11 protein-coding genes are annotated in these 13,758 nt (G+C 58.6%); 5 read left to right on the top strand and 6 right to left on the bottom strand.

Going from position 1 to position 13,758, the window contains the following annotated elements; translation table 11 throughout:
* Window positions 1–32: 32 nt before the first annotated feature.
* Window positions 33–1,186, bottom strand: a protein-coding gene (locus tag V6617_RS09095; RefSeq protein ID WP_220303547.1) for an IS3 family transposase whose coding sequence is annotated in 2 segments (ribosomal slippage) — window positions 33–911 and window positions 914–1,186 — 1,152 coding nt in all. Because the reading frame shifts where the segments join, the coding sequence is not laid out codon by codon here.
* Window positions 1,187–1,906: 720 nt separating this feature from the next.
* Here V6617_RS09095 and V6617_RS09090 point away from each other — a divergent pair.
* Genes V6617_RS09090 through V6617_RS09075 form a run of 4 tightly spaced genes read left to right on the top strand, consistent with a single transcriptional unit; the run spans window position 1,907 to window position 7,098 of the window.
* Window positions 1,907–2,611, top strand: a complete 705-nt coding sequence (locus V6617_RS09090) for a TnsA endonuclease N-terminal domain-containing protein (protein ID WP_338610600.1) — start codon at window positions 1,907–1,909, stop codon at window positions 2,609–2,611.
* The gene (locus V6617_RS09085; RefSeq protein ID WP_338610598.1) at window positions 2,604–4,760 is read left to right on the top strand and encodes a Mu transposase C-terminal domain-containing protein; all 2,157 of its coding nucleotides are present in this window, start codon (window positions 2,604–2,606) and stop codon (window positions 4,758–4,760) included. Before V6617_RS09090 ends, V6617_RS09085 begins: the two co-directional genes overlap by 8 nt.
* Window positions 4,757–5,845: a TniB family NTP-binding protein gene (locus V6617_RS09080; protein ID WP_338610597.1), complete on the top strand. Its 1,089-nt coding sequence runs from the start codon at window positions 4,757–4,759 to the stop codon at window positions 5,843–5,845. Before V6617_RS09085 ends, V6617_RS09080 begins: the two co-directional genes overlap by 4 nt.
* 17 nt (window positions 5,846–5,862) lie before the next feature.
* Window positions 5,863–7,098, top strand: a complete 1,236-nt coding sequence (locus tag V6617_RS09075) for a TniQ family protein (RefSeq protein ID WP_338610595.1) — start codon at window positions 5,863–5,865, stop codon at window positions 7,096–7,098.
* Window positions 7,099–7,116: 18 nt separating this feature from the next.
* Here V6617_RS09075 and tnpC read toward each other — a convergent pair whose 3' ends face one another.
* From tnpC to V6617_RS09060, 3 genes are all read right to left on the bottom strand, one after another.
* Window positions 7,117–8,751, bottom strand: coding sequence for an IS66 family transposase (gene tnpC / locus V6617_RS09070; RefSeq protein WP_338608582.1), 1,635 nt, complete (start codon window positions 8,749–8,751; stop codon window positions 7,117–7,119).
* 73 nt (window positions 8,752–8,824) lie between these two features.
* Window positions 8,825–9,169, bottom strand: coding sequence for an IS66 family insertion sequence element accessory protein TnpB (tnpB, locus tag V6617_RS09065; protein ID WP_332717533.1), 345 nt, complete (start codon window positions 9,167–9,169; stop codon window positions 8,825–8,827).
* A complete protein-coding gene (locus V6617_RS09060) occupies window positions 9,166–9,516 on the bottom strand; it encodes a transposase (RefSeq protein WP_332717534.1) in 351 nt (116 codons plus the stop codon). Before V6617_RS09060 ends, tnpB begins: the two co-directional genes overlap by 4 nt.
* A gap of 956 nt (window positions 9,517–10,472) precedes the next feature.
* On the opposite strand from V6617_RS09060, the gene V6617_RS09055 reads away from it, so the two are divergent.
* The gene (locus V6617_RS09055; RefSeq protein WP_338610593.1) at window positions 10,473–11,132 is read left to right on the top strand and encodes an ImmA/IrrE family metallo-endopeptidase; all 660 of its coding nucleotides are present in this window, start codon (window positions 10,473–10,475) and stop codon (window positions 11,130–11,132) included.
* An 82-nt stretch (window positions 11,133–11,214) separates the two neighbouring features.
* Here V6617_RS09055 and V6617_RS09050 read toward each other — a convergent pair whose 3' ends face one another.
* Window positions 11,215–11,508 carry a GIY-YIG nuclease family protein gene (locus tag V6617_RS09050; protein ID WP_338610592.1) on the bottom strand — a complete coding sequence of 98 codons (294 nt, stop codon included), beginning with the start codon at window positions 11,506–11,508 and terminating at the stop codon, window positions 11,215–11,217.
* Between the two features lie 903 nt (window positions 11,509–12,411).
* Window positions 12,412–13,752, bottom strand: a complete 1,341-nt coding sequence (locus V6617_RS09045) for an HlyD family type I secretion periplasmic adaptor subunit (protein ID WP_338610590.1) — start codon at window positions 13,750–13,752, stop codon at window positions 12,412–12,414.
* Between the last annotated feature and the right edge of the window lie 6 nt (window positions 13,753–13,758).

Raw genomic sequence — 13,758 nt, 5'->3', positions numbered from 1 at the left:
CTCCCCAATCGTTGGACAGCTTTTGGCGTAAATTAAGCTACTCGTTGCACCTGCTGGTCGGGTTGGTTTTGGTCAATGCGCTGCCAATAGATCACGGCAGGCGGTTTTCCGCCAAGGGCGGAATGAGGGCGTCGGTTATTATAGAAGTCCACCCATTCGCGGACGCCGGCGCGGGCCTGTGACCCGGTCTCCCAGGCGTGCAGGTAGACGCATTCGTATTTGAGGGTTCTCCAGAGCCGCTCGACAAAGATGTTGTCGAGGAACCGGCCCTTGCCATCCATGGAGATGCGCACCCCCATTCGTCGCAACCGATCGGTCCAGGCAAAGGACGTGAACTGGCTCCCCTGATCGGTGTTCATGATCTCGGGCGGACCGAACTTGTGGACCGCCTCGTTCAACGCCTCGATGCAGAAGTCTGCCTCCAGCGTGTTCGAGATGCGCCATGCCAAGACCTTGCGGGTGTGCCAGTCCATGATGGCCACCAGGTAGAGAAAGCCCCGGCGCATCGGTAAATACGTGATATCCGCAGCCCAGGCCTGGTTCGGGCGCTCCACCCTCAACCCCTTCAGAAGATAGGGCCAGATCTTGTGCCCCTTGGCTGGTCTCGAGGTATTGGGCTTCTGATAAATCGGCATCAGGCCCATGAGCCGCATCAGCCGACGCACGCGCTTCTCGTTTATCACGTGACCTTCATTGCGCAGGTGCCAGGTCATCTGCCGGACTCCGAAGAAGGGCGTCTCCAGGAATTGCCCATCGATCCTGCGCATCAGGGCAAGGTTGATCTCGGTCTCGCCTTTCGGCGTGTAGTAGAACGAAGAGCGCGCGATCGACAGCAGCGTGCACTGTTTGCCAATTGAGAGCACGGGGTGATCAGGTTCTATCATCCCTCGCCTCACTTCCCGCCCCAAGGCTTGAGCTTTCTGGACAAAAAATCGTTGGCGACGGCCAGCTCTCCGATCTTGGCATGCAGATCCTTGACCTGTTCATCGTCAATCTCAGGCCTTTTGCGCCCGCCGCGCTCGAACACACCCGATGCCCCTTCGAGCAACGCCCGTTTCCATTGGTGGATCATCGTGGGGTGAATTCCGAACCGGCTCGCCAATTCCGATACCGTCTCTTCGCCCTTCAATGCTTCCAGGGCGACCTTCGCCTTGAACTCGGGCGAATGCTGCTTGCGTTTCGACATCTCTGATCTCCATCGTCGAAGACCAGCAGACAACAATTCCTAGCTTACGTCAGCGTCCCATTTTCGGGGAGTAGCTCAGTTTCCGGCGCCGAAGTCGCCGCTTTGGTCAAGCAACCCGTCATTGCAAAAGGCATCTCGTCTCTCACGCCGATAGGCCAAACCGGGCACAAAAAGTGCGACTGAGGAAAAAAAAACGTCCTTTTATCGAAAAAAATTAGCCTCCTGAGCAGACTTCCAATCCTCCAAGATGACCGATGTCAGCACTGCAGGAAATCCTTGTCCAGGCGCCTCGACATAGGGAGCCATTTGCCGGTGACGTACCGCATTGAAGCGATCCGTGAAGGTTAAATTCTCACACAAGGAATACGGTTTAATCCTTTGATAAAAGTGAGATATTCTCAGAAATGGGTTCTGAAAAAGGTGTTGCAGACGAAGTACAACCTGGTGTAGGGCCCCTGCCATCGAAGGCAAAATGCCATTCGGTCCCGAGCCCAACCTGAGGAGAGCGCGCCATGAACGAGTAGTCCGAGAATCAAAAAGCGCATGTCCCGTTGACGCGAGACATGCGCTCGGTTTCAGCGTCCAAAGTCCACTGCAACCAGAAGAAACTCAGCCGTAGCGTACCTACGCGAGTGTTTGCAAGGGCTTTCGACACAATCTCAGCAAGGCATCAAACGTCCCGTGCTCTGTGCGGGCGGTGCCTGATTATGTGGAAATGCTATGTCTACTCACCATCATGACGGGGGAATGCCCTTTCACCCCGTCGAACCCTCCCGTGCAACCCGCAAGATCAGCTTGCGAGGTCGGTTCAGCTTTCGTGGCGCTCTGGTCTGGAAGTTCCGCGGGTCGGAACGGATCTTTACATATGAATCTCTGCTTGAGTGCACGACCTTGCACGTCTTGCTGACTGATCGTCACGTCGTCGATATCTGGGATCAGGCGCCCCCGGTCACTTACTTTGACGAGCTTGGCGAGAGCCACACGCACACCTTCGATTTTCTTGTAACCTATGCTTGCGGAAAACAGATTGGTTACGCCGTCAAACCGCACGATCGTGCATACCGTGTCGAGGAGAATGGCTTTCGCCCGTTTGTGGACCAGATGGCCCGCGTGCGGCGCGCGTGTGGTCACGAGGTCCGCATCGTCACGGAAAAAAGCTTCAGTCGCGTGCAGGACCGCGATGCCGAGCTGACATTCCACTATCTTCGCCGGCCCGACAACGAGGCTGACGCCGCTGTTTTGGAAGCTGCACACACTTTGAACGGCATATATCCGCTCAAGACGCTTCGCAAAATCAGTGGAGTCGGTCCACGCTTCTTCGGTTCGGTTGTTCGTCTGATTGCCGCCGGCAAACTTGCGAAACGCTCCGTCACGCGTCTCGATCCCGATTCCAAAATTGAGACCGTGAGGGATCGCGATGTCTGAACAGCGCGATGCAACTGGTTTGACCAAGCCGTGGGAACGGCTTGGTCTCCATGACATGATCACGATCAACGCCGTGAAGTATTCCGTGCAATCCAGCACGAAGGACGGTCAAGTACTGCGTGAGATCGACCGCCCCGACGTGAGTGCGGCGTTCACTCACGCCCAGTATGACGAAATCAGACAGACCGCAAATTTCAGTCGTATCCCCGAAGGGTTGCACCCCGACGTCGTAAAGGCTCATAGCGCGCTTGGCGCCATGCTGATGGGCGACCTGTCGGATCAGTCAACTTCTATGATGCGTTGGCGTGAAGACTATGTGCTGACTCTGATCGCAATGCACGAACAAGGCGAAGTATCTCTCACCCACAAATCGGTGGCGATAGCCATCGCTGGCTCATTGGGCGACAAGGTTGATGAGATACAAAAGGAACGACAGCTTCGCGCCGACAAGCCGGGTGGCGGCACAAGCTATCGGCTTCGTAAGCGGCCCGGGGCACGTCGGGTTCTTCAATGGCGGCGGGACTATCTCAAAAACGTCGGAGATATCCTGCATCTCGGCGATCGGAAACCGCTTTGCGGGGGCAGTTTGCTACAACCCGAAGTGGCTGCGATTATTTCGGAAGAAGTGGCCAAATACGCGACTCTGGCAAAGCCCCACAAGTCTCAGATCGTAATAGACACGCAGGATCGCGTTGTCCTTATCAACGTCGCGAGACGCCATTCCCATCTGGAACAGGTCTCCAAGGGCGAGGAGTGTGAACCACCTGAGCTTCTTCGGGTTCCGGACCGAAAAACCATACTGGCAGCCATCAATCGGCTCGACAAGTTTACAGTAATGTGTGGGCGGCATGGCATAGACTACGCCGTCAAAAGAATGCCCGCCGTCCGCGGCAGCACTGAGACGCTGGTTCCACTCCAACGCATCGAGTTCGATGAAAGCCCGGTCGACCTCCTGACCCTGGCAACATTGTCTGGCGTTTGGACCGTGCTGTCAGAAGAACAGCGCGCGAAAATCAAGCGCAAGCGGCGCTGGCTGGGTGTGGCAATTGACGTGGCCACGCGCTGCGTTGTCGGAATGCACATTGCAAACAAGGGCTCGACCGAAGCAGCTATCCCGACGTTCAAAATGATCTTGGAGGACAAGTCCCATTTGTTGGGCGGGTTGGAAGGCGAAAATCTCAGTTGGCATCAATGCGGCGGCTTTTCGCAGGTCGTTATGGATCAGGGATCGGGGAATATCAGCGACCGAACCCGCACTGCCCTTTCGGACTTGGGTGTCAAGGTTCTCTATGCTCCGGCCGGCGATCCTGCACAACGAGGCGTAGGTGAACGGATTTTCAGAACCGTTGGCACATACGTCTATCCCCGCGTGGATGGTCGGACGTTTTCCAACGTCCGCGAACGCGGCGACTATCCAAGTAAGGCATTTGCATCGCTTACCGATGACGAGTTGGCTCGAGTGATGGTCGCCGGTGTGGTTGGGTACTATCACAATATGCCGCACAAGGAACTGAACGGCAAAACACCCTATGAGGCCTGGGAGAAACAAACGGATCGTTACGGCGTCACGGGTCGCCCAGACGCAAACCATACACGCGTAGCGTTTGGCTTTCGAAAGCGCAAGCGCGCGACCCGCTATGGGATCACTCATCAAGGTCTGCACTACACCAATGATGAGATCGATAAGCACTACCTTCATGGGGGCGGTGAACTTGAGATCGCCTATGACCCAGACGACCTGGGATACATTTCGGTCCGCACCGACACGTGGACAGCTGCCCCCTGTCTAGATCCAGACATGAAAGGGGTTTCAATCAAGGATTGGCAGGCGGTCTGCGCGGCAGAGCGGCACATCAAGGACGAGGATAAGGAAAGACGCGTTATGGCCCGGCACGCTGCCAAGCAGGCTATTCGGGGTATCCAGGACAACGCCCGCTCACGGGCAACCATTCTCTACAGTGAGGTCTCCGCTGAACAAATCGACCGCGCCGAAAAACGAATTTTTGGCAAATACGCGATGGCGCATGACGATATGCCTGTCGTGGACGGTCAGCTTGGAGAGGCGGTCGAGACGATCAGTGAAGAGGACCAGAACGCCACACAACCTTCCTCCCCTCAGCAGGATGACTGGGATTTTACAGACAAATGACGGCACTTAAAGATGGGAACAGGGGGGTCATCGCACTGGATCAGTGGGACCCCCCTGTGGGGCGTAGAGCGTCCACGAGGTCGGACGACGAGGCGCATGTCGCGACCGTCACGTCCAAGATTGCTGAACTGCAGGAGCTGTATGTCAACACTCAGCGCGATCACATCCTCGCAAGCAATTTTCAGCGCTTGCTAGATCTGCGGGCCGCTCCAGCGCCAGAGCGCAAGCATGCAGGGCTGCTGGTCATAGGCGATTCCGGGGCCGGAAAGTCACGTATGCTGCGCAACTTTTTCAGCAATCACACCATGCTGCCGGGCTACGGTGAGCAAGATGCCGAATGTCCACTAATTTCGATGGATGTGCCGAGCCCGGTGTCCAACAAGAGCCTGGGTTTGGAAGCCTTGCGGTGTCTATATCCACAAAAACGTAATGACCCGGTTGTTCCCACGACCGATGACAAAGACAACAACGCCGACATCTGGGCGACTTTCCGCGATATGGCGGAGGAGCTTGGCGTGTGGGGACTCTGTATCGACGAGGCGCACGACCTCACGAACGGTGGGCCCAATACATTGAAGGTCCTCCGGTCCACTTTCAAGCGCTGGATGGCCCACAGCCATCGTCCCATTCTCATATTGTCGGGTATTCCGCGTGTACAGGCGATCGTCGACGAGTACGAGATGAGGCGCAGGTTCCTTCCCGTTCATTGTCCCCAGCTGGACGCAGTAAAGGACGCGGCCAACGTCAAACGAATTGTCGCAAAGTATGTGCGACTGAGCGAATTGCAGTTGGACAATTCACTCAGCGGTTTGATCGAGCGTTTGATACACGCCAGCACACGACAGTTCGGCATCACGATGGACCTGGTTCTTGAAGCCATCGAAGTGGCGCTTCTCGACCGAGACTCCAAGCTCACATTGCAGCACTTCGAGCAGGCCTATCACCTACGCACCCGCTGTGAGCCCGATGCCAATCCATTCGTGGTGTCGGATTGGTTGTCAATCGACACACTCAGCTATATGCGCACGGAGCCGGAAGCAGCAGCAAAGAAGCGGCGCCAGAAACGGGAGGAAGGGCCATACTAAATCATCTTCGACTTACGGTGGAGCATGCCCAAGACGAGACGGTGCCTTCGTTCGGGAGCCGAACAGGCGCATGCAATTTTCAACCCTCGGCCGTCAACTTTTGTGACGATATGGGATTTCCGTTCAAGGCCCTCGTCAATGGTGAACGCTCTTCTGTTCTGACACTCGCACGGTTGACGCGAACGGATCCGCAACCTTTGCTGGCCAACCTATTCGTTCGTCAGGACCGACGCACGCTGCGGTTTCGCGGCAACGATTTGTCCCCGCTCGCCCGTTTGCATGGCGTGATGCAGTTCTGCCCCTCGTGTCTGCAAGAAGACATGGCTGCTTACGACCGGCGTGTCCACTTGGCACCCTACTTCCGCTATGTTTGGTCGGCACGCCCTTACATGACTTGTCATCGCCATTCGCTGCCTCTCCATCAGACTACGGTGCCGAGAAGCGATCGAGGTCACGACTTCCATCGTCAAATCCTCCCTCATTTGCCGAACCTGCAGAAACTGACGGAAGGATCTGTGCATCGTCCTGCCACCGATTTCGAGCATTACATCTACGCCCGCATGACTAAACGCGGCGACCAATGGATCGACACTATCGGTTTCACTATGGCCATTCGCCTGTGCGAAATACTGGGGTCTGTCGCAAGCTTTGGGCGCTGGGCAACCCATATTGAGCATACGCGGAATCAATGGCGGACTGCAGGTGATGCTGGCTACCAAATTGTCCGGCATGGTCCCGACGCGCTGCAGGCATTCCTGTCGGATCTGCAAACCCAGGAAGGCCGGGATTCCCGTGACGGCGCCAGATCCGATTTCGGCAATTTCTACCTCTGGTTGACGGAAACACGCGATCCGGACATCGAGCCGATAAAGGACATCGTCCGCCAGCATCTAATTGACTCGACGCCAGTCGGCCCCGGAGACACTATCCTCGGTAGACCCGTTGAGAAGCGGATAATACATTCCATTTGGACCGCCTCCAAGGACGTTGGACTGCACCCGCAGACCCTGCGGTCATACCTGGCGACGGCCGGGGTCGTCCCAGCCGACCCGTCGCCATTCCACAACCACGTGCTGTTCCCGCTGGAGCCAAACGCAAAGTTGCTGGATCAGCTGAGCCGCGCGATGTCACTAAAGAGCGCGCGGACATATATTAACTGCGAACGGACCGTGTTCCCATTGCTGATGAAGGAGGGGCACGTTCGTCCAATCGTCCAAGGAGCATCTATCAATCCGATCTTCGATCGAGTGTAAGCGAGAAGGCAGGACCGTTCAGCCGGCGTAGTTCCAGGGCATGAGGGCGTCGATGTCGCTGTTGGGCCAGCCATTGGCGATACGCTCGAGGGTCTGGGTGAGCCAAACATGTGGGTCGACATCGTTCATCTTGGCCGTGATGAGCAACGTTGCGATGGTTGCCCAGGAGCGGCCGCCCCCGTCACTGCCGGCAAAAAGGCTGTTCTTGCGCGTAATGGTCTGGGGTCTGATGGCGCGCTCGACGATATTGGAGTCGAGCTCGATGCGGCCATCCGAGAGGAAGCGTTCGAGCACGGCACGCCGGGCGAGCGTGTAGCGGATCGCCTCGGCCAGTTTCGATTTCCCCGAGATGCGGGGCAGTTCCCGGTCCAGAACGGCGAGCAGGTCGCTCACGATCGGCGCGGACTTCTCGGCTCTGATGGCGGCGCGCAGATCGGGGTCGTGACCACGAATGTCGTCTTCGATGGCCCACAGCGGTGCCATCGCCGTCACCACGGCACCGGCAAAGGGCGAACCGTCACTGGCCTGGAGATCGAAGAACTTGCGCCGTGCGTGCGCCCAGCACCCGGCGAGCGTCATGGCGTCGTTGGCGCCACTCGCTTTGCCCAGTCGGTTATAGGCAGCATAGCCGTCGATCTGCAGGATCCCGCGATAGCCGTCCAGATGCCGGGCGACGCATTCGCCTGATCTGCTGTCTTCGAAGCAATAGGCCACCATCGGTGGACTTGATCCTCCAAAGGTCCGGTCGTCCCGGGCATAAGCCCAAAGCCAAGCTGTTTTCACCTTGCCAGTGCCAGGCGCCAGGGTCGGAAGCCGGGTCTCGTCGGCAAAAACCCGCTCACCGAGCTTGATGGTTTTGAGAACATGGTGGGCGAGTGGCTCGAGCTCGAAGCTCAGCCGCCCCATCCATTGCGCCATCAGAGACCGATCCAGCTCCACCCCATCACGAGAGTAAATCTCTTCCTGGCGATAGAGCGGTAGGCCATCGGCGTATTTGCTGACCGCCACCTGGGCCAGCACCGCCTCGGTGGGAATGCCGCCGGCAATGAGATGGTTGGGCGCCGGAGCCTGCGCGATGCGATCCTGGCCGTCCGCCAGGCGATAGGCGTATTTGGGGCGACGGGTGACGATGACGCGGAACCTGGCCGGCGTCACATCGAGGCGCTCGGTGACGTCCTCACCGATCCGCACGGCATCAAGGCCTTCGCACTCGGCCGGCACCTCGGGCTCGATCACCTCCTCGATCCGCTCCAGGTGCGGTGCAAACCCTTTCCGGGGACGCGGAGGACGGAGCGCGGCTTGTCCGGATTGCTTTTCGCGTTTGGCCTCGATCTCGCCAAGACCGGTCCGCAACTCATCAAAGGCGAAAGCCATCTGCTCGTCATCAAGGGGGGCGATCCGCAGCTTTTCCGAGCGAGTGCCGTATTGGGCCCGCTGCAGCAGGGCGATGATGGATTCCAGCCGGCCGATCTTTTCCGCGTCGGCAGCCTTGTCCGCCTTCATGGCGGCAATCTCGGCCTCATGCGCGGCGATTTCAGCTTCCAGAGCCCGGCGCCGCTGCTCGGCCGACGCCACCCTGTCCTGGGCCGCCACGATCATCGCCTTGAGGGCGTGGACGTCATCGGGGAGCGCATGCAAATCGGCCGGGTTCATGCCGCGATCATGGCACAAAACACCCCCGATTGCCTGGCTTTTTGCGCTCCCTGAGTCAGTCTGCCGCAGACGTTTACCCAGCAGATTGCGGCCGGTTCACCGGCACTGTTCGCACCCGCTTCCAGTCCATCCCCTCGATCAGTGCCAGCAGCTGTGCGTAGCTCATCTGCACCCGAGTATTACCAATCCGCGGCCAGCAGAACGCCGCCTTCTCCAACCGCTTGGCGTAAAGGCAAAGTCCGGTGCCATCCCACCACACGATCTTGATCCGGTCGGCCCGCTTGGCGCGAAAGACATAGAGCGCGCCATTGAAGGGGTCCGCTCCAGCATCGCGCACCAGACCAACAAGACCGTCTGGCCCCTTGCGAAAGTCCACGGGCTGGCTGGCCAGATAAACCTTTACACCCGTAGGGATCATGCCGACCGCACAGCGCGGATTACCCGCCGCAGATGGGCGTCTCCGACATCGGAGCCAACCCGGACCACCGTGTCACTGACCACGATCTCGATCATACCGCGCTCAGACCTTGCGGCGGCTACCACTCCTGCATCGTCATCGCGTTTTGCGACCTCGCCGCGCTTGAATGCCTCGGTGCGCCAACCGAACAACTGCGAAGGAGAAATCCCGATCTCGCGCGCCAGCGCCGACACGTTGGCCCCAGGCTCAAGACAGCGCGCCACCATCTCGGCCTTGAACGCATCCGACCACCGGCGCCGCCGAGCGACAGGCGCGCCCTCCATACGATCAGGCACCGCCTCGATCATATGAAAACTTCCATCTCCAGGCATAGTCGTAGACATAGAACATAACACCCATCACAAATTCTCGGGTGCCAATACCGCCGGATGTCGGCCGTCACCAGACGGGGTGGGCTTCTCGCTTACGATCGAGTGGAGCTTGATGGCTTTGTTGATTGGTTGCATTCGCTGGCGACACCATGCGAAATTGCGCCTTCTGGCATGGTTTCCATTGCTAAGTGTCGTTTGACGCTTCAGTGCAGCCAAATGGAGGTGTTGGGACTAATCCTGGACGCAAAGCTGCATAGAGTATCTCGTCTGGCATCAGTCGAAGGCTATGCCGCTGTTCTGGTCGACCCCAAAGAAATAAGACCTTTCGTTCAAGGGAGGAAACTGGACGGCATCTTGATGAGCTCGCTGCCCCTTGACCTCGGATTCCCGCATTCTGCTCTAAAAGAGCTGGTCGAAAATCACTTGGAGACGCGCGAGATCAGGCATCCCACCCGACGGTGTATGCAGCGGGTTGTCGATCGCGCATCATACCAAAGCTTTCGGTCGAAGTATGTTAGTCTGCGCGATCTTGCATCCGAGGCCAACATAGCGCCTCGCCGGATGCAACGCCTCCTCAAGGAGCGCGGTGTCGAGCCCTCACCTGGATTCCCGCCACGGGCGTATTTCTTCGCCCGAAACTAAGTCATCTTCAACCGAGCAATTTTCAGAGCCCTCCCATGGGCTCTTTTTTTTGCCGTGCCGCATGACGTCCCGCGCGAGAGGCAATTCTGACTGGACAAAAAGGCAATCAATCAGCGGACGTAATGGCAACTTTGCGAAACACTGGAATCTCAACCCTTTGATTTTTATGACTTTCCCACACCATCAAAGGCAACGAGTGAGCGGACTCCTATAGTTGCCCGGCGATCCTTCGTCGGGCATCCTTTGCGTAGATAGATTATGGGCGAGTAGTTATGATCTAGGAGATCAAGATGCTTACTGACGACCAAATCGAATCGTTGGCAGAACAGTTTCGTATCGACGTCGCCATCGAGCACGACTTCATTCCCAATATGCTTGAAGTTCTCGATAAAATGAAACGTCAAGACATGATACTTGATGTTCAATTTTTCCCTGACGGTCAGTTTGGAATGTCAGAGGCGTACTACGCACCAGATACTCGCACCATGCACTTAAGCCATACTTGCGCGCGCAAACAGATGCCACAGCATCGCTTTACCGTCGCTCATGAAATTGCGCATCTTCTCGCCGGTCATAAATTCACGAGACACAGACGCGTGGATCATGGGCAGCAGTTTGGCAGCGAGGTGAAAAAGAATGAGCGCGAAGCGGACAAGATTGCCGCAGCGATACTGGTGCCCGAGAAACTTGCAGACGTAGACATGTTGACCAGCGCCAGAACACTGGCAAACAGGTTTGGCGTTTCCCTTTCAATGGCGAATTACCGCCTTAAGACCCTGCAAGAACGTTATCGGATTCGGCATGGCATTCAGAGAAAGCCCTTGCCGCCGGTTAAGCTGGCACCTGACGGAAGCATTGTTTTGGCGGTCGCAGAAAAATTCGACACTGGCGATTATAACGCAGCGGCCAAAGAAATGGCTCGAAACGCCCGGCGATGGAATGGAGACTAAACTTAGCTCCCGTCATCCTCGGGCTTGACCCGGGGATCCGCACCGCTTCTACGCAGCACCTCAGACGTTTGAGCCCGGCCGCCTAAAACGACCCCGCCACCTCCTCCCACAAATCATCCCAGTGCGGATTGGCGTTCTCGATCAGTTCGAATTTCCACGCCTGCTCCCACTTCTTGAGCCGCTTTTCCATGTGGATGGCGTCGCGAATGTCCGCGTGCTCCTCGAACCACACCAGCCGGTGAATGCCGTAACTCCGCGTATGCCCACCACCCTTGCTGTTGCGATGCTCGTAAATGCGGCGCACGAGGTTGTTCGTTACCCCGATATAGGTCGCCCCGCGCCGCCGATGCGCCATGATGTAAACGAACCCGCCCATTTCCGATTATGAGAACGAGGCCGTGGCAAGCGTCAAGATCGAACCATCTTCGGTGGACCTCGAAAGGCAGCGGATCCCCGGGTCAAGCCCGAGGATGACGCGGTGAGTGGGGAAAGATCACGGCCAAAACGGGCCATAACCGGGCTGATGGCGCTGCAGTCACCTTTGCGCCGCATGATGTTCCAGAGACCCAATACCGCCAAAGACGACAAGATGTCGTCATAACGACGCCGGCCCAAAACTGAAAGCTCAATGGGATCTCCAACCTCCCCACCCCACCACCGTCATCCTCGGGCTTGACCCGGGGATCCGCACCGCTGCTGCGCAGCACCTCAGACGTTCAGGCCCGAACGCCGAAAACGACCCCACCTCTCTCCCCGACCGCCACGCACCCGAGTCGCGGCAGGAACGACGTCGGCGAAAGCCCTCCCAAAAATCTTATCCCCGCCCCCAGTCCCTCATGGCAATCTCCCCTCACGACCGCACCAGGGCGAGGTTGCAAACGAGCTTCCGGTGAGGGCGGGATTGGAGAAGGGGGAGCATGGGTCCGAGCCTTAGGACCACATCGGCCTCCGGGCACTCCGGTCCCATCCGACAGGTCGGTCCGGGTCCGATGGGGGTCGCCCCAGCGGAGGCCCAAAGCGGACGGATGGCCGGACGAGGAGTAAAATCCACGTCGTACTCCCGAAAGGGAGAGGGGCACCGTGGAAACCATCTGCAAGGATGGCGTCCCGACAAACCCCAGCCCGAGAGCCGCTATAAGCCAAAAACCCCGGGTGTGAACGGCGAAGCTGGCTTCGCACATAAACTACACTACGGATGAAGCTTGCTTCGCCGTTCACCGCCCCTTCGGGCACCGCTTATATAAACCGGGGCTTATGGCCATCGGTCACTTTCGCGCGCCTACTCCTCGCGGAAGGCGCGGGCCGCCTGGTCGAGAAACGGTTTGACCAGATAGCTCAACGCGGTCATTTCGGCGGTCTGGGCGAACACCTCGACGGGCATTCCGGGGATCAGCGTCACGTTCCCCAGCTTGCCGATATCGTCGGTGATCTCGACTTCGCCCAGATAGAACAACTCGCCCGTGGCGCTGTCGCGCTGCGCGGCAGCCGAAACATGGACGATCTCGCCCTCCAGCTCGGGGGTGGTGCGCTGGTTGAAGGCCGAAAAGCGCAGCTTGACCGGCTGGCCGACCGAGACCTGATCGACATCGACAATGCTCAGCCGCATTTCGATCTTCAGATCGGCATCGTCGGGCACGATCGTAACGAGCGTCTGCGCCGGGGTGATCACCCCGCCAACGGTGGTGACGTTCATCTCGTTGACGATGCCGGCGATGGGCGAGCGGATATCGACCCGGTCCAGCCGGTCCTCGGCCGAAAGCAGGCGCTCGGACAGCTCGGTGATCTGCGCCTGAACGACCCGCAGCTCGCGCTGCGCCTCGTTGCGGGCGGTTTCATCTGTGGCGATGATCTGCAGCCGCACTTCGCTCATGCGGCCCTCGGCCCGCGCCATATTGGCCAGTGCCTCGCCGCGTTCGCCGGTCAGCCGCGCGATTTCGCGGTTGATGGCATAGACCCGCGCGCCCTCGATCAGCCCGGCGGTGGCCAGTTCTTCGAGCCTGGCATGCTCGGTGCTGACCAGTTCGATCTCCTCGTTGAGCGCTCCCAATTGCGACTCGAGCCCCACGATCTCCTGGCTCAATTGGCCAAGCTGGAGCTCGAGCTGCTCTTTCTGGCGCGCCCGCGCCAGGAGATTGCCGACAAACAGTGTGGTTTCCCCGCCGATGATGGCCGAACGCGCCGGGCCTTCGGCGGCAAGCACCGTGGAAAAATCGATTTCGGTCAGCCCGTCCCGCTCCGACAGCAGCCGGGCCGCCCGCCCCTGCAGCTCATAGAGCTGGCTGAGCACGATGGACCGCTCGGCGCGCGTCTCCACATCGCTCAGCCGCAACAGCACTTCGCCGGCTTCGACGAAATCGCCCTCCTGCACTGCAATCTCGCCGACGATGCCGCCATCGCGATGCTGCACCTCCTTGACGTGCTGGCCGACCGCAACCGTGCCGGGCGCGATCACCGCCCCGGTCAGCGTGGCCGTGGCGGCCCAGCCGCCGACGACCCCCACCAGCAGGAACCCGAAAAACGCGCTGACGGCGATCCGAAGCCCCAGACTGTAGGTGGACTCTTCGGCCCGCCCCCGGCGGCGTCGCCCTGCGCTCAATGGTCCAGCGTCAATACTTGTCATGATCGG

The organism is Pelagibacterium nitratireducens, from assembly GCF_037044555.1.
Lineage (GTDB): Bacteria > Pseudomonadota > Alphaproteobacteria > Rhizobiales > Devosiaceae > Pelagibacterium > Pelagibacterium nitratireducens.
The sequence above is the reverse complement of the archived record's forward strand: the minus strand, read 5'-3'. Positions and strand labels throughout refer to the sequence as shown.

Bases quoted from the DNA above. Each gene is read 5' to 3' on its own strand.
- V6617_RS09090 (WP_338610600.1), top strand. From the start codon at position 1,907: ATGTCTACTCACCATCATGACGGGGGAATGCCCTTTCACCCCGTCGAA.
- V6617_RS09060 (WP_332717534.1), bottom strand. From the start codon at position 9,516: ATGATCGAGGCGGTGCCTGATCGTATGGAGGGCGCGCCTGTCGCTCGG.
- V6617_RS09045 (WP_338610590.1), bottom strand. From the start codon at position 13,752: ATGACAAGTATTGACGCTGGACCATTGAGCGCAGGGCGACGCCGCCGG.
- tnpC (WP_338608582.1), bottom strand. From the start codon at position 8,751: ATGAACCCGGCCGATTTGCATGCGCTCCCCGATGACGTCCACGCCCTC.
- V6617_RS09050 (WP_338610592.1), bottom strand. From the start codon at position 11,508: ATGGGCGGGTTCGTTTACATCATGGCGCATCGGCGGCGCGGGGCGACC.
- V6617_RS09080 (WP_338610597.1), top strand. From the start codon at position 4,757: ATGACGGCACTTAAAGATGGGAACAGGGGGGTCATCGCACTGGATCAG.
- V6617_RS09055 (WP_338610593.1), top strand. From the start codon at position 10,473: ATGCTTACTGACGACCAAATCGAATCGTTGGCAGAACAGTTTCGTATC.
- V6617_RS09085 (WP_338610598.1), top strand. From the start codon at position 2,604: ATGTCTGAACAGCGCGATGCAACTGGTTTGACCAAGCCGTGGGAACGG.
- tnpB (WP_332717533.1), bottom strand. From the start codon at position 9,169: ATGATCCCTACGGGTGTAAAGGTTTATCTGGCCAGCCAGCCCGTGGAC.